The 18,353-nt window shown below is 32.3% G+C and carries 17 protein-coding genes; 9 read left to right on the top strand and 8 right to left on the bottom strand.

The features are described 5' to 3' along the window. Positions 1–114: 114 nt before the first annotated feature. From disA to uvrC, 8 genes are all read right to left on the bottom strand, one after another. Positions 115–1,173, bottom strand: coding sequence for a DNA integrity scanning diadenylate cyclase DisA (disA, locus tag ACY3IT_RS04350; protein ID WP_463083560.1), 1,059 nt, complete (start codon positions 1,171–1,173; stop codon positions 115–117). Between the two features lies 1 nt (position 1,174). After that, complete coding sequence (gene radA, locus ACY3IT_RS04345) at positions 1,175–2,524, bottom strand: DNA repair protein RadA (RefSeq protein ID WP_463083559.1); 1,350 nt, start codon at positions 2,522–2,524, stop codon at positions 1,175–1,177. Between the two features lie 8 nt (positions 2,525–2,532). After that, positions 2,533–4,998 (bottom strand): ATP-dependent Clp protease ATP-binding subunit, encoded by a 2,466-nt coding sequence (locus tag ACY3IT_RS04340; RefSeq protein WP_463083558.1) that lies wholly within the window; start codon positions 4,996–4,998, stop codon positions 2,533–2,535. Positions 4,999–5,029: 31 nt separating this feature from the next. Next, positions 5,030–6,085: an ATP--guanido phosphotransferase gene (locus ACY3IT_RS04335; protein ID WP_463083557.1), complete on the bottom strand. Its 1,056-nt coding sequence runs from the start codon at positions 6,083–6,085 to the stop codon at positions 5,030–5,032. Next, positions 6,082–6,516 (bottom strand): UvrB/UvrC motif-containing protein, encoded by a 435-nt coding sequence (locus ACY3IT_RS04330; RefSeq protein WP_463083556.1) that lies wholly within the window; start codon positions 6,514–6,516, stop codon positions 6,082–6,084. Before ACY3IT_RS04330 ends, ACY3IT_RS04335 begins: the two co-directional genes overlap by 4 nt. After that, positions 6,506–7,090 carry a pyridoxal 5'-phosphate synthase glutaminase subunit PdxT gene (pdxT, locus tag ACY3IT_RS04325; RefSeq protein ID WP_463083555.1) on the bottom strand — a complete coding sequence of 195 codons (585 nt, stop codon included), beginning with the start codon at positions 7,088–7,090 and terminating at the stop codon, positions 6,506–6,508. Before pdxT ends, ACY3IT_RS04330 begins: the two co-directional genes overlap by 11 nt. Position 7,091: 1 nt before the next feature. Continuing rightward, positions 7,092–7,979 carry a pyridoxal 5'-phosphate synthase lyase subunit PdxS gene (pdxS, locus tag ACY3IT_RS04320; protein WP_463083554.1) on the bottom strand — a complete coding sequence of 296 codons (888 nt, stop codon included), beginning with the start codon at positions 7,977–7,979 and terminating at the stop codon, positions 7,092–7,094. Positions 7,980–8,079: 100 nt separating this feature from the next. Continuing rightward, on the bottom strand, positions 8,080–9,858 hold the full coding sequence (uvrC, locus tag ACY3IT_RS04315; RefSeq protein ID WP_463083553.1) for an excinuclease ABC subunit UvrC: 1,779 nt from the start codon (positions 9,856–9,858) through the stop codon (positions 8,080–8,082). 132 nt (positions 9,859–9,990) lie between these two features. Between uvrC and argS the strand changes: the two genes are divergently transcribed. The 9 genes from argS to ilvA are packed head-to-tail and all read left to right on the top strand — an operon-like array spanning position 9,991 to position 18,353. After that, positions 9,991–11,643 carry an arginine--tRNA ligase gene (gene argS, locus ACY3IT_RS04310; RefSeq protein WP_463083552.1) on the top strand — a complete coding sequence of 551 codons (1,653 nt, stop codon included), beginning with the start codon at positions 9,991–9,993 and terminating at the stop codon, positions 11,641–11,643. 13 nt (positions 11,644–11,656) lie between these two features. Beyond that, complete coding sequence (locus ACY3IT_RS04305; RefSeq protein WP_463083551.1) at positions 11,657–12,295, top strand: MBL fold metallo-hydrolase; 639 nt, start codon at positions 11,657–11,659, stop codon at positions 12,293–12,295. Positions 12,296–12,321: 26 nt separating this feature from the next. Continuing rightward, positions 12,322–12,873 (top strand): HD domain-containing protein, encoded by a 552-nt coding sequence (locus ACY3IT_RS04300; RefSeq protein WP_463083624.1) that lies wholly within the window; start codon positions 12,322–12,324, stop codon positions 12,871–12,873. Positions 12,874–12,889: 16 nt separating this feature from the next. After that, positions 12,890–13,357: a QueT transporter family protein gene (locus tag ACY3IT_RS04295; protein WP_463083550.1), complete on the top strand. Its 468-nt coding sequence runs from the start codon at positions 12,890–12,892 to the stop codon at positions 13,355–13,357. A gap of 12 nt (positions 13,358–13,369) precedes the next feature. Next, positions 13,370–14,584, top strand: coding sequence for a tyrosine--tRNA ligase (tyrS, locus tag ACY3IT_RS04290; RefSeq protein WP_463083549.1), 1,215 nt, complete (start codon positions 13,370–13,372; stop codon positions 14,582–14,584). After that, positions 14,581–15,429 carry a 3D domain-containing protein gene (locus tag ACY3IT_RS04285; RefSeq protein WP_463083548.1) on the top strand — a complete coding sequence of 283 codons (849 nt, stop codon included), beginning with the start codon at positions 14,581–14,583 and terminating at the stop codon, positions 15,427–15,429. Before tyrS ends, ACY3IT_RS04285 begins: the two co-directional genes overlap by 4 nt. Continuing rightward, entirely contained in the window at positions 15,429–16,262 is an 834-nt protein-coding gene (gene rsmA, locus ACY3IT_RS04280; protein WP_463083547.1) for a 16S rRNA (adenine(1518)-N(6)/adenine(1519)-N(6))-dimethyltransferase RsmA, read from the top strand. Before ACY3IT_RS04285 ends, rsmA begins: the two co-directional genes overlap by 1 nt. Then, positions 16,252–17,112: a 4-(cytidine 5'-diphospho)-2-C-methyl-D-erythritol kinase gene (gene ispE, locus ACY3IT_RS04275; protein ID WP_463083546.1), complete on the top strand. Its 861-nt coding sequence runs from the start codon at positions 16,252–16,254 to the stop codon at positions 17,110–17,112. The genes rsmA and ispE overlap by 11 nt, the downstream gene beginning before the upstream one ends. A 14-nt stretch (positions 17,113–17,126) precedes the next feature. After that, complete coding sequence (ilvA, locus tag ACY3IT_RS04270) at positions 17,127–18,353, top strand: threonine ammonia-lyase (RefSeq protein ID WP_463083545.1); 1,227 nt, start codon at positions 17,127–17,129, stop codon at positions 18,351–18,353.

The raw sequence follows: 18,353 nt of genomic DNA, 5'->3' as shown, positions 1-18,353 counted from the left end.
AAGAGACCTACAAATAACAAAGAAACTATTATAAACCATAATTTCCAAAGTTTTTTCATAAAATCTCAGTCCCCCAAAAAAAATATTTAAATAAATCCCCTAAAAAAATAAATATTAAAAAACTGAAGAAATTCTTTGTAACCTGCTTAAAGCCTCTCTTATTTTTTTAGCTCTCACCTCCCCAACCCCTTCTATATTATCAAGATCCTCGAAACTACTTTCTATAATTTTAGGCAAACTACCAAAATATTCTACAATATTATCAATAATAGCAGACGGAATAGATGTTATTCGATTTAGAATTCTATAACCTCTTGGTGTTACTAATATACTTATTTCTATCTCTTCTTTCTTGTATCCCAATATCTCACCTGCAACTATAGCAAACTCTTGAAAATTTCCTTTGAAATTATCTAAAAGCTCCTTCAAAATTTCATCTGCTTCAGTAGGCTTCCTCTTGTAATCTTTTATAACCAAAATTGTCTCTTCCTTAACACCTGCAAGTAAAGCTTCTAACTGTATTTCAATTAACCTTCCTTCTATGCCAAGTTCTATAAGATAATTCTCTACTTCTTTATGAATTGTGAATAGCATACATGCCCTATGCAAAAATATAAGCACATCATAAAGGTTGACTTGATTTTCCAATTCTAAAGAATTTAACCTATTCAAAAGATCATCATATATATTCCTGTATCTTTCCATAGTTTGAAGCGCTTGAGAGGCTTTAGTTAATATTTCTCCTACATCTCTTAGAACATACTTCCAATCATTCTGAAAAAGGGTAATCGTATCCTTTCTTTGAGAAACACTAATAACTAAACATCCTATCTGCCTTGCCACTCTTTCTGCTGTAGCATGTCTTGCTCCTGTTTCAGAAGAAGGAATATTGGGATCAGGTAATAACATCACATTTGCATAAAGAATTTTCTTTGCTTCTTTACTCAGTATTATTGCTCCATCCATCTTTGAAAGCTCATAAAGCCTATTGGGGGTAAATTCTATATCTAGTGGAAATCCACCATTCATAATTGGTTTAAGTTTCTCTGACTCTCCTATTACTATTAATGCTCCGGTTTTTGCTTTTACAATCTGCTCTAAGCTTTCCCTTAAGGGTGTACCTGGAGCCACAAACTTCAATGCTTGTACAACAAATTTTTTTGGCTCTGCCATTTTAACCCCACACCTTCTCTATTTCTAAAATATTAGAAACAGGAATGAAATAAAAATCCTCTTGATCTATAATTTTACTTTTAGAAGGAATTATTGCTTTTATAAAACCAAATTTCTTTGCTTCCAAAATTCTCTTTTCTAAATGTGGTATACTTCTTACTTCTCCTCCTAATCCTATCTCACCTATTGCTATCAAATCATGGGGAAGAGGTTTATCCTTTAGAGCAGAGAGTATGGCCAACACTATCCCTAAATCAATTGCAGGCTCTTCAATTTTTAAGCCTCCTACTACATTGAGAAAAACATCTTTATCAGAAAAATTAATTCTAAGTTTTTTCTCTAAAACTGCTAAAAGAAGTATTACCTTATTCAAATCTATTCCTGATGTAATTCTTCTTGGATACGTTGTATTGGTTTTACTAACCAATGCTTGTACTTCAACTAATAAAGGCTTTGTACCTTCCATTATTGGTATAACTATTGATCCTGATATAGCTAAATTCCTATTCTCAAGTAATCTTTGAGAAATATCTTCAACTTCAATTAAACCCTCATCCTTCATCTCATAAAGCAGAAAGTCATTAGTTGGTCCAAACCTATTTTTTACAACCCTAAGTACTCTCAAATCACTATATCTTTCCCCTTCCAGATACAAGACCACATCCACTAAATGTTCTAATAATTTTGGACCTGCTATATCTCCTTCCTTTGTTACATGGCCTACTAAAATTACAGGGATCTTTGTTTTTTTTGCAAAATTTACCATCTTATTAGTACATTCCCTTACTTGAACTACATTACCAGGAGATGTAGGAAATTCAGAGGAATAAACAGTTTGAATAGAATCCACAATTACCAAAGAATAATCAGATTTTTCTATAAAGGGTAAAATCGCCTCAATATCCCTTTCACATACAAAATCTATTTGAAGATTTGAACTATTTTTTGAAACTCTCTTAAGCCTAATTCCTACTTGCGAAAGAGTCTCTTCTGCCGATAAATATAAAACCTTTGCATTTTTACTCTGAATAGCAACAGCAATTTGTAAAAGTAGAGTAGATTTTCCTATCCCTGGTTCTCCACTTAATAAAATTACAGCCCCCTCAACAATCCCCCCTCCCAATATAAAATCAAATCCTCTTAACCCACTTTGTAGTCTTTTCTCTTCTAGTTGTGATATAGAATCTAATCTTACAACTTTTAAATTTTCTTCACCTTTTAATGTTTTACTTTCCTTTTCAGAAATTTCTATAAAGGAATTCCAACTTTGACAGTTAGGACATCTGCCAAACCATCTTATACTTTCGTATCCACATACTTGACATACAAATTTAGTTTTGATTTTCGTCATTTACATTTTTATTTAGATGGCTCCTTTGCTAAAGTGACTTTTTTGAAAACAATATTACCATCTTTACTAAGTTCTGCCTTTATAATATCTCCTTCATTAAAATCGCCCTGAAGGATAAACTCAGCAAGTGGATCTTCAATATAATATTGAATAGTTCTCTTCAATGGTCTTGCACCATATTGAGGATCATACCCTTTTTCTAATAAGAATTCTTTTACATCATCAGAAAGTTCTATATCTAATTTTTTTTCTCTCAATCTTTCTCTAACTGGTTTCAAAAGAAGATCTAATATTTTTCTAAGATCTTCCCTTGTTAATGGTCTAAAGAAGACAATCTCGTCCAATCTATTCAAGAATTCAGGTCTGAAATATTTCTTCATTTCCGAAAGGATAGTTTCCTTTATCTTATCAAAGGATTTTTCTCGATCCTCTTTTGAGGCAAACCCTATTGTAGCTTCTTGTTTGAAGTATTCAGCGCCAAAATTAGATGTCATTATTAATATGGTATTTCTAAAATTAACTCTTCTTCCATGTCCATCTGTAAGCTGTCCTTCATCCATTATTTGCAGCAATATATTAAAAACATCACTATGGGCTTTTTCTATTTCATCAAATAGGATAACAGAATAAGGTCTTCTATGAACCTTTTCCGTTAACTGACCACCTTCCTCATATCCTACATATCCAGGGGGAGCACCAATAAGTCTTGATACAGTATGTTTCTCCATATATTCAGACATATCTAATCTAATTAAAGCATTTTCATTTCCAAAAAGGTATTCAGCTAAAGCTCTTGCTAGCTCAGTCTTTCCAACACCTGTTGGACCTAAGAACATAAATGCACCTATAGGTCTTCTTGGATCTTTCAAACCAGATCTTGATCTTCTTATAGCCCTTGACACAACACTTACAGCCTCATCTTGAGAAATAATTCTCTTATGAAGTTCTTCTTCCATTCTGAGTAATCTTTCTCTTTCTTCCATAAGAAGTTGTGCTACAGGTATACTAGTCCAGCTTGCCACTACCTGAGCTACATCCTCTGGAGTTACCACTCCTTCATTCTCAATAGATGTGGTAGCTAAGAAATTCTTAAGATATTCTTCAATTCTTCTTTCCTCATCTCTAAGTTGAGCAGCCCTTTCAAAAGCTTGATTTCTGATAGCTATTTCTTTTTGTTCTCTTATTCTTGCAAGTTCCAATTCTAAATTACTATGAGCGGTAGATTTCTGTCTTTTCAGTCTGACCCTTGCAGCTGCCTCATCTATTACATCTATAGCTTTGTCAGGAAGAAATCTATCAGTGATATACCTTACAGAAAGTTTAACAGCCTCTTCTAATGTTTCATCAGAAATTTTAACCCTATGATGAATTTCATATTTTTCTCTCAATCCCTTAAGAATTTCCAATGTCTCTTCTGGAGTTGGCTCATTAACTATAACAGGTTGGAATCTCCTTTCTAAAGCTCCATCTTTTTCTATATATTTTCTATATTCTTGGGGAGTTGTTGCTCCAATAACTTGAATTTCTCCTTTTGCTAAAGAAGGTTTTAAAATATTAGCTGCATCTACAGCTCCTTCAGCAGCTCCAGCTCCAACTAAGGTATGAATCTCATCTATAAACAAAACTACATCCTTTGCCATCTTTACTTCTTCTATTATTCTCTGCATTCTTTCCTCAAACTCACCCCTATACTTTGTACCAGCTACTATGCTACCCATATCTATAGCTACAATTCTTTTATTTAACAATGTTTCTGGTACATCTCCTTCCACAATTTTTTGGGCTAATCCTTCCACAATAGCTGTCTTCCCTACTCCAGGTTCTCCAACAAGTACTGGGTTATTCTTAGTTCTTCTACTCAATATTTGAATTATTCTTTCTAATTCCTTTTCTCTCCCAATAACAGGATCAAGTTTGCCCTGTCTTGCAAGCTGAGTTAAATCTCTACCAAATTCATCCAAGGTGGCTGTTATAGCTCTCTTCTTCTTATTTGTATTCTGGGAAGCAATTTGTCTTCCCTTTACCTTTGCGGGATCAATTGGTTCTCCTAATAACTTAAGTATTTCTACTGTAACATCCTCTATCCTTACTCCCATTCCCTCTAACACGTGAGCTGCCACACCTTCTCCTTCCTTCAACAACCCAAGAAGTAAATGCTCTGTACCAATATAATTATGATTCAATTCTTGCGCAGATTCAGAAGCATACTCTAAGACCTTCTTGGCCCTTGAAGTAAAAGGAAGTGCTCCATAGGAGGTACCATCACCACGACCTATTAGTCTCTCTATCTCACTCCTGAGGTAATTAAGATCAAGACCCAAGTTTATTAAAACTTGAGCAGCTATGCCTCCATCCTCACGGAGTAACCCCAGGAGAATATGTTCTGTACCAACAGTAGAATAATTAAGCCTTCTTGCCTCCTCCTGTGCTAAGAGTAGTACTCTGTAAGCTCTTTGCGTCAACTTATCCATCATTTTCTATACACCTCCTTAACATGACACCTCCCTAATCTATTTTATAATTTTTGAAAACATCATGCAATAAATCTGCCCTCACCCTATCCCTTTCTTCAGAATCCATTTCTCTACCTAATTTAACTTGTAAATGAGCAGGCAACGTTAATATCAATAACAAATCTAATAATTTGATTGGTAAATTTATTATTTTATAAAAAATACCAAATCTAATATTAGAAAGTAAAGAGATAGCCTCCAAACTTTCTAAATATTTAGCATAATTTATAATACCCCATGCTCTTCCAAAAATATCTTCTACCCATCTTCTCCTTTCCTCAAAAAGTAATTCTCGAGCCTTTATTTCTTCATTGACGATTTTTAAAGCTATTTCTTCCATTTTTTTTATTAACTCTTCTTCGCTACAACCCAGAGAGGATTTACTTGCAATTTGATAAAAACCAGCTATAGCCTTAGTATTCTCACCATAAAAACCCCTAATCAAAACCTTAGAAGATCTCAACCTCCTAAAAAGAGTTTTAATTTTCCCAGTAAAAGTTAGACCCGGTAGATGTACCAATAAAGATATTCTTAGGCCACATCCTAAATTTGTTATACAAGAGGTAAGATAACCCATACTATTATCAAAGGCAAAATCAAAATATTCCGAAATGTGGTTTTCCAAAGATTGAAGCATTTTCCAACTCTCATTAATTTCTAATCCGCCACTTAAAACCTGAATTCTGAAATGATCCTCTTCATTTAACCTAATACTCAATTTACCATCTTTTCTTACAATAAGACCTGTACCAGATAGATTATTAAACTGATCTTCACTTATTAGGTGTTTTTCTATTAAAACTTCAGATACTAATTTAGGTAATTTCTCCAATCTTAAAAAATCGTAATCTTTATTAAATTTAGTGTCATTTTTAAATACCCATTCAACCTTATTTATAAACCTTTTTCTTTGCGGTTCGGAAGCTTGATTTGGGAATGGAAATTCTCTAACATTCCTCGCTAATCTTATCCGAGTACTTAATATTATATCTTTATGTAAATTGCCTTCTCCAATCCACTTAAGATACTTATAATAGAATTCTCTCATCCACTCCTCTCATTCAATTTATTCAAGAAATCTCTTAACTTTGCTGCTTTTTCATAATCCTCTTCTTCTACTGCCTTCGACAATTCTATTTTATACCTAAGTATATCTTCTTTTTTAGAAGTATTCTTAGGAATTTTTCCCTTATGTTCTTTGTTTCCATGATAACTCTTTATTATTTCTCCTAATTCATCCTTAAAAATAGAATAACAATAATAGCAACCAACCATGCCTGTTTCTTCTATTTTCTTCCAGGTTCTTCCGCAATTAGGACATCTCTTTTCTTCCTTATCCTGAGAAAAGGCATTTTGAAAAAACTTCTTAATATATTCTTGCAAGCATTCTCCACAAAGGGAATATTTTCTTATTCCTTTCTCATCCTTTATCTCTAAAAGATATATAGCTAAATTTTTATGGCAGAAATCACATTTCATTCCTTCCAATACACCTCTGTAAAAAATATTCGTGTATTCTTGTGTCATCCGTTAGCTCTGGATGAAAGGTTAATCCTAAAATACTTTTTTCTTCTACAAAAACAGGCTTTTCCATAAATACTCCAAGTACTTTGACATCTTTTCCTACATCTAATATCTGAGGTGCCCTTATAAAAACGGCCTCAAAAGGTTTATCTCCTATAGCTGGGATATCTAAATAGGTGGAAAAGCTTTCCCTTTGCCTACCGTACGCATTTCTTGAAACTGTAATATCTAAAACTCCCAAAGTTTTCTGATGAGGATGATTATCTATTCTTTTTGCAAGAAGAATTAAACCTGCACAAGTTCCCATTGCAGGAAGGCCAGCCTTTAGTGCATCCTGAAGTTTTTTAAATAATCCTGTATTTTCAAGGACAGTTAAAAAGGTAGTACTTTCTCCACCAGGTATAATGATTCCATCAATCTTATCCAAATCCTCAGGCTTCTTTATAAGAATAGTATCTACATCCAATTTTTTAAGCATATTTTTATGTTCAATTATGGAACCTTGAATAGAAAGTATACCTATTCTCATTTTACCAACCTCTTGTCTGGAGTAATTCAGTTTCATTCAACTTCCTTATGTCAATACCAGGCATAGGTTCTCCTAAATCCTCAGAAATTTCAGCTAAAACATAAGGATCATCATAGTAGGTTACTGCAAGAACAATTGCCCTTGCTCTTTTTCTTGGATCCTTAGACTTAAAGATTCCAGATCCAACAAATACACCATCTGCACCGAGATGCATCATTAAGGCTGCATCAGCAGGCGTAGCTATTCCTCCAGCAGCAAAATTTACAACTGGGAACCTACCAAGCCTTTTTGTTTCCATTAACACCTCTAAAGGAGCACCTAACTCTTTAGCTTTTGTTACCAACTCATCATCAGGTATTAACACTAAAGATCTTATTTCATCCATAATTTGTCTCATATGTCTTACTGCTTCTACCACGTTTCCTGTTCCAGCCTCACCCTTAGTACGTATCATAGCTGCACCTTCCGCAATTCTTCTTAAAGCTTCTCCTAAATCTCTGGCACCACAAACAAAAGGAACTTTAAAAGCATGCTTATTTATATGATACTTTTCATCGGCAGGTGTCAATACTTCACTCTCATCAATAAAATCTACACCTAAGGCTTCAAGAATCTGAGCTTCTACAAAATGCCCAATCCTTACCTTAGCCATAACAGGTATACTAACAGCAGACATTATCTCTTTTATCTTCTTTGGATCAGCCATTCTCGCCACTCCACCCTGGGCTCTAATATCAGCAGGTACCCTCTCCAAAGCCATCACAGCAACAGCCCCAGCTTCCTCTGCTATTTCAGCTTGCTCAGCATTAGTAACATCCATGATAACTCCACCTTTTAACATCTGAGCAAGACCTCTTTTTACTTTATCTGTTCCTGTAAATATTTCCATATTTCACAACCTCCTTTAAGGAAAAGGAATATATTTTTTAAAATGTATACTCCTTTTATAAAAAATTGTCAAAAGTTAAAGTATTAAAAATACTTTAAAGTTACCCATTAAAATACATATATATCTTTTCAGCAACCTTTTCAGGAATTCCTGGTATGTTTTTTAGTTCTTCTAAAGAAGCCTTTTTTATGTCTTCTATAGAAGAAAAATGTTCCATAAGTATTTTCCACCTTTTCCGGCCAACCCCTGAAATTTTCATTAAGGAAGGCTCTAATATCTTTTTTCTATGAAGCTTTCTATGATAAGAGATTGCAAACCTATGAGCCTCGTCTCTTACATGTTGTAATAAATGAAGAGCATGGGAATCCTTTGGAAGAATAATTGGTTTTGATCTATTTGGAAGAAAAATCTCTTCATTTTCCTTAGCAAGAGCTATAATTAATTTAGGCTTTATACCTATCTCATTAAATACTTCCATAGCAGAGCTTAATTGTCCTTTTCCCCCATCAACGAGTACAATATCCGCCAAAGGATCTTCATCTATCATTTTTAATCTTCTTCTTAATACCTCTTGAAGCATTAAGAAATCATTTGGAAGTTCTTCTACGTACTTTATCTTATATCGTCTATACCTACCCTTATCAGGAAAACCTTTAAAAAAGAAAACTTTAGATCCTACAGCCTCCTTGCCTTGAAGATTTGAAATATCAAAACCTTCTATGGACAATGGTATATCATCAAGCCCAAACAATTTTTGTAATTCTACGAGGGCTCCCCACACCTTCTCTGATTTTAAGCTTTCAATACTCAAATCCTTTAAAGCCATTTCTAAAAGTTTACTTTCATCTTCATTTGCAGGTAGTCTTAAATTAACAGGTGCTCCTTTCTTCTCAGAAAGATACTTAATAATATCAAAATCTTCATAAGATATTTCTTGAGGAATTATAATAATATCTGGAATTTCCCTATTAAGATAATACTGAAGAATAAAAGCTCTAATTATTTCATCTTTAACAAAATCATAAGAAAGATTTAAGACAAATATTCTTTTCTCTATTAATTTACCTTCCCTTACAAGATATACTAAAATTTTGGCCTTATGATCCTCAATATATAACTGAATAAGATCTTTGTTTTCATTATTAAAAGAAATAATCTTTTGTCTTTCACCTAAATTCTGAAGAGTCTTTATCTTATCTCTCACTTTTGCTGCTTTCTCAAACTCTAAATTATCTGAATAATTCTTCATCTCTACAAACAATTTCTCAATTATCCTTTCATATTTACCTTCCAAAAAAGAAAGCACATCTTTTACCATATCCCAATACTCTTCCTTACTCACATATCCTTGACATGGAGCCTTACAGTTACCTATGTAATAATTAAGACAAGGCCTTTTAGGCTTGCTTTTTGGTAAGTTCCAATTACAAGATCTCAGATTAAATATTTTCTTAACGAGAGATATGGTTTCTCTTACAGTACTACTTTGAGGATATGGGCCAAAATATTTAGCCCCATCATCTTCAAATCTTCTTGCTTTAATCAGTCTTGGATATTCCTCATTTATGGTAAGTTTTAACAATGGATACTGCTTATCATCCCTTAGCTGTACATTCATTATAGGTTTATACTTTTTAATCAAAACGGATTCAAGAATTAAAGCTTCAGTTTCCGAATCGGTAACATAGTAGTTAACATCCTTAGATTTTCTTAATATATATTTCACTTTTGGAGAATCGTCAGTTAAATAGGACATTACCCTCTTTCTTAGATTTTTTGCCTTGCCCACATAAATTACTTTTCCATTATAATCATTAAAAAGATATACACCAGGTGAATCTGGAAGATTCTCAATCTTTTCTTTTATTCTCTTATACATTTCCTCCATCATAAATAAATTTTAAATCAGTGTAGATAAAAGTTCAATTTTTACTAAAAGTTGCATCCTGAGAAGTTATAGGTTATATTATTAAAATAGTTTTACAAAATAAATTATAGGGAGTAAAAAAGCATGAGAAAACATATACAAAATTTAGTAGAAAAAGCCATAAAAAAATATGAAGAGACTGAGAATATAAGTACTGATGGAATTGAAATTATTATAGAGGTCCCAAAACAGAAAGAATATGGGGATTATGCAACAGCTGTAGCCCTTCAAATAGCCCAAAAAAATAAAAAACCCCCAAGATTAATAGCAGAAAAATTAGTTACATTTTTAGATGGTTCTCCTTTTATTGAAAAAGTTGAAGTTGCAGGACCTGGCTTTATAAACTTTTTCCTAAATGAGAAGGCTCTATGGGAAACCATTAAAGATATAAGAAAAAACATAGATAAGTTAGTAAAAATACCCCCTAAAAAGAAAAAAATACAGTTGGAATTTGGTAGTATAAATCCTACAGGACCTATGCATATTGCTCATGCAAGAGGAGTTACTATAGGTGATTCATTAGCTAATCTATTTAGAAGAATAGGCTGGAATATAGAAAAAGAATTTTATATAAACGATGCAGGCACACAAATTGATCTTTTAGGAGAATCTTTATATGCCCGGTATATGCAACTTCAAGGCAAGGATTATGAGTTACCAGAAGAAGGATATCATGGAATATACCTTATTGACTTAGCAAAAGAACTTCTCAATAAAAAGGAAGAAATTGAAAAACTATCTGTTAATGAAAAGAAAGAATTCTTTAAAAATTATGCACTAAAAAGAATGTTAGAGAATATAAAGAATACCCTGTTAAATTTTGGGGTCGAATATGATGTATGGTTTAGTGAAAAGACTCTTCACGAAAACGGAAAAATTAAAGAGATACTTGATATTCTTGAAAAAAGAGGTTTTTCTTATTATAAAGATGGGGCTATATGGTTCGCATCTACAAAATTTGGAGATGAGAAAGATAGAGTTTTAGTAAAAAGTGATGGAAAACCTACTTACTTTCTTGCAGACATAGCCTATCACTTAAATAAGATTGAACGAGGCTTTGATTGGATAATAGATGTTTGGGGAGCAGATCATCACGGCCACGTAACAAGGCTAAAAGGAGCTATACAAGCCTTAGGCTATTCCAAAGATATCTTAGAGATAATTTTAGTACAAGTAGTTAAACTTATGAAAGGCAACGAAGAAATAAAAATGTCAAAAAGAACAGGTGATTTTATAACTCTTGACGAAGTACAAGAGGAAGTTGGAAGAGATCCTATAAGATTTTTCTTTCTTTTAAGAAGTCCTGAAAGTCAATTGGATTTTGATTTGGAACTTGCTAAGAAACAATCCTTAGAAAATCCAGTATATTATGTTCAATATGCTCATGCAAGATGTTGTAGTATTTTGAAAAATGCCGAATCTCAAGGTCATAACCTATCAGACCTTGATAATGCAGATCTCTCATTGTTAAAGGAAGAAAAAGAGAAAGAGCTTATACTTACTCTTTTGAGATATCCAGAAAAATTAGAAGATATAACAAGAACATTGGAAATTCATCAGTTACCATTTTATCTACTTAATTTAAGCTCTCTCTTCCATGGTTATTATGATTCCTATAAAGTATTGGTGGAAGATAAAGATCTTGCCTTAGCAAGATTAGCCCTAATTGATTGTATCAGAATAATAATAAAAGATGCTTTAAATATATTAGGAGTTTCAGCTCCAGAAAAAATGTAGGGGGGTGAAACTTATGAAGATAATATGGTATGGACATTCATGTTTTGTATTCACAAATTCAGAAGGTAAGAAAATCCTTACCGATCCTTTTGATACCTCTGTAGGATATGAGATTCCTAAAGAAGAAGTAGATATTGTAACAGTAAGTCATTCTCACTTTGACCACAATGCAGTACATCTATTAAAAGGGAATCCTATTGTTGTAGAAGGAGAAGGAGAAACTACTATCCATAATGTTAAGATAAAAGGCTTTAATACATATCATGATGAGGAAAAGGGGCAAAAAAGAGGTATCAATACTATTTATCTAATAGAAACAGATGGAATAAAGATACTTCATTTAGGTGATTTAGGACATCCTTTAACGGATGAGCATAAAGAAAGAATTGGAGATGTGGATATACTCTTTATACCAGTAGGTGGGATCTATACTATTGATGCTGATAAGGCTATAAAGACCTTAGAAATAATAAAGCCTAAAATTGCAATACCAATGCATTACAAGACCCCACATCTTAAATTTGATCTTGCTAGAGTTGACGAATTCTTAAATAAGGTAAAATATCCAATTAAAAAATTTGATGAAAAAGAGATAGAAATTACAAAAGATAAATTACCAACAAATACTGAAGTTTGGGTCCTTCCATATTAACATCTTTTAAGGGAGGTTCATAGATGATATCAAGAGAAGAAGCTTTTAATAAACTAACAATATATGTGAAAAATAAAAATCTAATAAAGCATATGATAGCAACAGAAGCTATAATGAGAACTTTAGCAAGAAAATTTGGAGAAGATGAAGAGAAATGGGGAATCACAGGACTTTTACATGATATTGATTATGAATTAACAGAAAAAGAACCTGAAAAACATAGTCTCTTAGCAGAAGAAATTTTAAAAGATGTATCTCTTCCTTCAGATATAATTGATGCTATCAAAGCTCACAATGAAATACATGGCTTACCAAGAGAAACCCTTTTAGCTAAATCACTATATGCTGTGGATCCTTTAACAGGTCTAATTGTGGCTGCAGCCCTTATACATCCTGAAAAAAAACTTGCACCATTAGATACAAACTTTATTCTAAATAGATTTAAAGAGAAAAGTTTTGCCAGAGGAGCAAATAGAGAACAAATAAAATCATGTGAAGAAATAGGATTATCCTTAGAAGAATTTATATCCTTAGGCTTAGAAGCAATGAAATCTGTATCTAACGATTTAGACCTATAAGGAAAGAGGTGTTTCTATGAACACAAAAAAGATCACAAGAATTGCTTTTTATGCAGTCATATACAGTGTTCTAACAATAGTGTTTTCTCCTATTAGCTATGGACCTATTCAAGTTAGAATTTCTGAATTCTTAACTTTATTTCCTTTTTTAGATTATCTTGCAATTCCAGGGCTTTTTTTGGGATGTTTTATTGCTAATATATTTAGTCCCGTTGGTTGGATAGATATGATCTTTGGTAGTTTGTGCACTTTAGTAGCTGCATATTTAACAAGAAAGATGCCCAATATATATCTTGCTCCTTTACCACCAATTTTAGTAAATGCTTTTGGGGTTAGCCTTTATTTACATTTATTCTTTAACCTTCCATATTTTCTAAATGTTCTTTATATAGGAATTGGTGAAGCTATTGCTACTTATGTAATAGGACTTCCAATTGTCTTATATATACTTAAAAGCCCACAATTAAAAAAATATTTTGAGTAAAGGGGTAGCAAAATGAAAAGAGTAAGAATAGAGGAAGAATTAGAGATATTAACCTCTAACGTAGTTGAAATAATACCCGAAAATGGATTAGAAGAAAAGCTAAAAAAAGCAAGAGAAGAGGGCAGACCTTTAAGAGTTAAACTTGGAGCAGACCCATCTGCTCCAGATCTCCATTTAGGACATGCTGTAGTGCTTAGAAAATTGAAACAATTTCAAGATCTGGGACATCAGGTCGTATTCATCATTGGTGATTTTACCGCAAGAATAGGTGACCCATCAGGAAGATCAGAAGCAAGAAAACCTTTAACACCTGAACAAGTAAAGAAAAATGCTTTAACTTATCAAGAGCAGGTTGGAAAAATTCTGGATATATCAAAAGCTGAGATAAGATACCAAGAAGAATGGTTTGGGGGAATGAAGTTAGAAGATGTTTTAGTCCTTACATCTAAATATACCCTTGCCAGAATGTTAGAAAGGGATGATTTTGCTCAAAGATTCAAAGAACAAAGACCTATATTTTTACATGAGATCATGTATCCTCTCCTTCAAGCCTATGATTCTGTAGCTATAAAAGCAGATATAGAATTGGGAGGAACTGATCAAAAATTTAATCTAATAGTAGGAAGAGAAATACAAAGAGAGTATGGTTTAGAGCCTCAAGTAGCTATGCTTATGCCTATATTAGAGGGTTTAGACGGCAGACAGAAAATGAGCAAAAGTCTTGGAAATTATATAGGTCTTACAGAACCTCCAAATCAGATGTATGGTAAGGTAATGTCAATACCCGATGAATTAATAATAAGATATTTTGAACTTGCCACAGAACTATCTAAGGAGGAGATCAGAGAAATAGAAAGAAAAATGAAAGAAGGAATATTAAATCCAAGAGATGCAAAAGCAAGATTAGCAAGAGAAATTGTGAAGATTTATCATGGAGAAGAAGCAAGTATAAGAGCAGAAGAAGAATTTAATAGAATATTCCGTAACAAAGAACTCCCTGAGGAAGTACAAGAAGTAATAATTAATGAACCTAAAATCTGGATAGTAAAATTATTGACCTTAGTAGGTGCAGCAAAAAGTAATAGTGAGGCAAAAAGATTAATATCTCAAGGCGCTGTAGAAATTAATGGCACAAGAATTGAAGATATAAATACAGATATAGAAATTGATAAACCCTTTATCTTGAGGGTTGGAAAACACTTTTTTAGGAGGATTAAAAGAGAGTGAAAAGAAAAATAATCACCATAACTGTATTTTTAGGAAGCCTCGTAGTAATAACAACAGCAAAAATTATTGAAACTAATCTTTGGAATAAAAATTTGCATTTAAGACCTATAAAAGAAATCATTATTGTTGATGGAAATAAAAGACCTATAAAAGTAAGAACAAATGCTGGTTTTGTTTGGGAAGTTTTAGAAGAAAAAAATATTAAAGTATCGAAATATGATATTGTTAGTCCACCCGCTCGTACTCCTCTTACAGCCAGAATAAAGGAAATTCGCATCACAAGGGTAAAAGAAGAAACAGTCCAAAAAATTAGAATCATAGAACCCAAGATTATCTTAAAAGTTAAAGCTGGAAATATTTATAAAGAAGAAATTCTTCAACCAGGAAAGATTGGAAAAATCCAAGAAACATATAAAAGAAAATATATTAATGGAAAACTTGCAGAAGAAAAAAAACTATCCTCAAAAGAAATCCAAAAAATGACCCCTAAAGTAATAAATGTAATCTCTCCAGTACTCAAATATTTAAATCTAAAATCAGCAGAATATGAGGTAATAAAACCAATTACTGTAACTGCTACAGCTTATGAGCCTTGGACAGGAGGAGATGGAAATAATATAACTGCTCTTGGATGGAAGGCCATGAAAGGAATAATAGCAGTAGACCCAAGATATATTCCCTTACGAAGTACTTTTTATATTCCTAATTATGGATTTGCCATTGCAGGTGATACAGGGGGCTTAATAAAAGGATGGAAAGTGGACCTTTGTTATCCCACAGTTAGAGAGGTTATTAATTTTGGAAGAAGAAAAATCACTATTTATCTTTTAAAAAGAATATCTTAATGGAATTAACCGATAAAAGCACATTATTATCACTATTAAAGAAACATAACATATTTTTAAAAAAAAGCCTTGGTCAAAATTTTTTAATAAACCCTTATGTTTTAAAAAAAATAGTAGATCAATTAGGTATAACAAAGGAAGACACTATTTTAGAGATAGGATGCGGAGTAGGTACTCTTACTTTAGAACTTGCAAAAAGAGCAAAAGAAGTTATTGGAATTGAAGTAGATAAAAGATTTAAACCCATATTAGAGGAACTTTTAAAAGATTATAACATCAAACTTATCTTTGAGGATGTGTTAAAAGTAGATCTTAAAAAGATTATAACGCAACCCTATAAACTAACCGGAAATCTCCCCTATTATATCTCAGGATCTTTTTTAGGAGAATACTTGAAAAAAGGACCTTATGCCCAGATAATGGTACTCATGCTTCAAAAAGAAATGTTTGAAAGAATAACTTCGAAAGCAGGCTCTAAAAAATATAGTCCTTTATCTATCCTTTTAAGTTTAAACTACAAATATGAATTAATAACAAAAGTCTCCCCTGATTCATTTTTTCCACCACCAGAAATTGAATCAGTAGTCATAAAACTCATATATTCTCCTACACCTTATAATATTTTAGATAAGGATCTTTTTTATAACATATTAAGGATAGGCTTTACCCAAAGAAGAAAATATCTTATTAACAATCTACAAAGGTATTTACCTCAGATTGAATGGAAAGCTTTATTTAAAGATTTAAACATAGATTTAAAAGCAAGAGCAGAAGAGATACCACCAGAAATGTTTATCGAACTTGCTAATAAGGTGAAAAACTATGAAAATTAAACTGTTAACTTTTGCCAAGCTTACCCTTATTCTTGATGTAATTGATAAAAGGACTGACGGATATCATAATGTTAAAATACTCCTACATAACATAAATCTGAGTGATTTTATGAGTATCAATTTAATTCCATATCCCTATTTTATTTTAGAAACTAATCTCCATATACCCCCAAAAGAAAATTTAATATATAAGGGTTATAAAGCCTTTATAAAAGAGACAGGAATAAAAATCGGATGCAAAATCTTTCTTCATAAAAGAATACCAAAAGAAGCAGGGCTTGGAGGTGGAAGTTCTAATGCAGCAGGTATAATATACGGATTAAATATACTTACCAAAGCAAATCTTTCCTTAGAAGAAATGGCCAATATAGGAAAATTTTTGGGATCAGATATACCTTTCTTCTTTTATGGGGGATCCTCTGTTGCTGAGGGAAGAGGTGAAATAATTAAAAAAATTAAACATCAAAGATTAAAATTCCTTTTAATCTTTCCACCTTTTGGAATAAGCACTAAAGAGGTATACTCAAAAATCTCTAAAGATCTATTAGGAAATCATATAGATTTTGAACAAAAGGTTTCAGAATATACCAATGGAATCTACATTAAACCATATAATTTTTTAGAAAAAATAACCTTTAATATGTATCCAGAACTTGCTATGATTAAGAAAGAAATAGAGAAAGTCACTGAATATGTTTCCATGACAGGATCAGGTTCAACCATTTTTGTAATGTTAAAAGATAAAGAAGAGGCTAAAAAAATCTTGAAAAGACTAAACAAATATATAGAAAAAGGGTATAAAATAAAATTGGTAGATTCAGCAGAACAAGGAATCAAAATCTTAAGATAAAAGGAGTGTTTTAAATGATAGGATTAAAAGATGTTGAGACCTCAAGGATGAGGATTTTACCCTATATCCACAAAACCCCCCTAACCTACTCCCAAAGTTTCAGTGATCTTACAGGTAAAGATATCTATTTAAAGTTTGAAAATCTTCAAAAAACAGGTTCCTTTAAAATAAGAGGAGCTATGAACTACATATCCCAATTAAAAGACAAAAAAATAAACGGTATAGTTACCGCTTCCGCTGGAAATCATGCCCAGGGAGTGGCATATGCTGGAAAACTTTTTAACATTAAAACTATTATCGTAATGCCTGAAAATACACCACTAATTAAGATTATAACCACGAAAAGTTATGGGGCTTATGTTATTCTTCATGGGAAAATATATGACGAGTCTTATTCCTATGCCAAAAGTATTGCAGAAGCTGAAAAAATGGAATTTATTCCAGCCTTTGATGATGAAAAAATAATAGCAGGACAAGGAACTATTGGTTTAGAAATTTTAGAAGATCTTGAAGATATAGACGCAGTAATAGTACCTGTTGGAGGAGGTGGCCTTTCTGCAGGCATTTGCATAGCTATAAAAGAAAAAAATCCAAAAATAAAAGTTTATGGAGTACAATCTATAGCTTTTCCTTATTTTTATGAGAAATTTAAAAATACAAAAATAGAAAATAAACCTTCTCAAACCATAGCAGAAGGGATAGCAGTCAAAAAAACTGGTGAAATTACTTATTCTATATTGGAAAAATATTTAGATGATGTCTTTGTCGTTGATGAAGAAAAAATTGCTCAAGCTATATTACTCTTTCTGGAAAGAGCAAAAACACTGGTTGAAGGAGCTGGAGCAACCACTCTTGCTGTTTTATTAGAATATGGGAATTTTATTCCTGAAAAGAAAATAGTACTCATATTAAGTGGAGGAAACATTGATGTAACCCTCCTCTCAAAAATAATCGAATACGGACTTATCGAAACTGGAAGACTGGTACATATGATAGTAAAATTGCCTGATTTACCAGGACATCTTTCAAGAGTGATAAATGTAATATCAGAAGAAAAAGCAAATATAATAACAATTCATCAAGATCCATCCTTACCTTTATTTCCTAAAATAGAGAGTACTGTAGAATTTACCTTAGAGACAAAAAACCCCGACCAAATTAGAAGAATTTTTGATAAAATAAGAGGAATAGGATACGATGTTGAAATCTTAGAAAAAGGAGGTTTAAAGAAAAGTGAATGA

The organism is Dictyoglomus sp. GBS, from assembly GCF_055179815.1.
The sequence above is the reverse complement of the archived record's forward strand: the minus strand, read 5'-3'. Positions and strand labels throughout refer to the sequence as shown.

Excerpts from the sequence above, each read along its gene's own strand:
- radA (WP_463083559.1), bottom strand. The coding sequence starts at position 2,524 with ATGACGAAAATCAAAACTAAATTTGTATGTCAAGTATGTGGATACGAA.
- uvrC (WP_463083553.1), bottom strand. The coding sequence starts at position 9,858 with ATGTATAAGAGAATAAAAGAAAAGATTGAGAATCTTCCAGATTCACCT.
- disA (WP_463083560.1), bottom strand. The coding sequence starts at position 1,173 with ATGGCAGAGCCAAAAAAATTTGTTGTACAAGCATTGAAGTTTGTGGCT.
- pdxT (WP_463083555.1), bottom strand. The coding sequence starts at position 7,090 with ATGAGAATAGGTATACTTTCTATTCAAGGTTCCATAATTGAACATAAA.
- ilvA (WP_463083545.1), top strand. The coding sequence starts at position 17,127 with ATGATAGGATTAAAAGATGTTGAGACCTCAAGGATGAGGATTTTACCC.
- ACY3IT_RS04295 (WP_463083550.1), top strand. The coding sequence starts at position 12,890 with ATGAACACAAAAAAGATCACAAGAATTGCTTTTTATGCAGTCATATAC.
- ACY3IT_RS04335 (WP_463083557.1), bottom strand. The coding sequence starts at position 6,085 with ATGAGAGAATTCTATTATAAGTATCTTAAGTGGATTGGAGAAGGCAAT.
- ACY3IT_RS04340 (WP_463083558.1), bottom strand. The coding sequence starts at position 4,998 with ATGATGGATAAGTTGACGCAAAGAGCTTACAGAGTACTACTCTTAGCA.
- ACY3IT_RS04305 (WP_463083551.1), top strand. The coding sequence starts at position 11,657 with ATGAAGATAATATGGTATGGACATTCATGTTTTGTATTCACAAATTCA.
- ispE (WP_463083546.1), top strand. The coding sequence starts at position 16,252 with ATGAAAATTAAACTGTTAACTTTTGCCAAGCTTACCCTTATTCTTGAT.
- tyrS (WP_463083549.1), top strand. The coding sequence starts at position 13,370 with ATGAAAAGAGTAAGAATAGAGGAAGAATTAGAGATATTAACCTCTAAC.
- ACY3IT_RS04330 (WP_463083556.1), bottom strand. The coding sequence starts at position 6,516 with ATGAAATGTGATTTCTGCCATAAAAATTTAGCTATATATCTTTTAGAG.
- pdxS (WP_463083554.1), bottom strand. The coding sequence starts at position 7,979 with ATGGAAATATTTACAGGAACAGATAAAGTAAAAAGAGGTCTTGCTCAG.
- rsmA (WP_463083547.1), top strand. The coding sequence starts at position 15,429 with ATGGAATTAACCGATAAAAGCACATTATTATCACTATTAAAGAAACAT.
- argS (WP_463083552.1), top strand. The coding sequence starts at position 9,991 with ATGAGAAAACATATACAAAATTTAGTAGAAAAAGCCATAAAAAAATAT.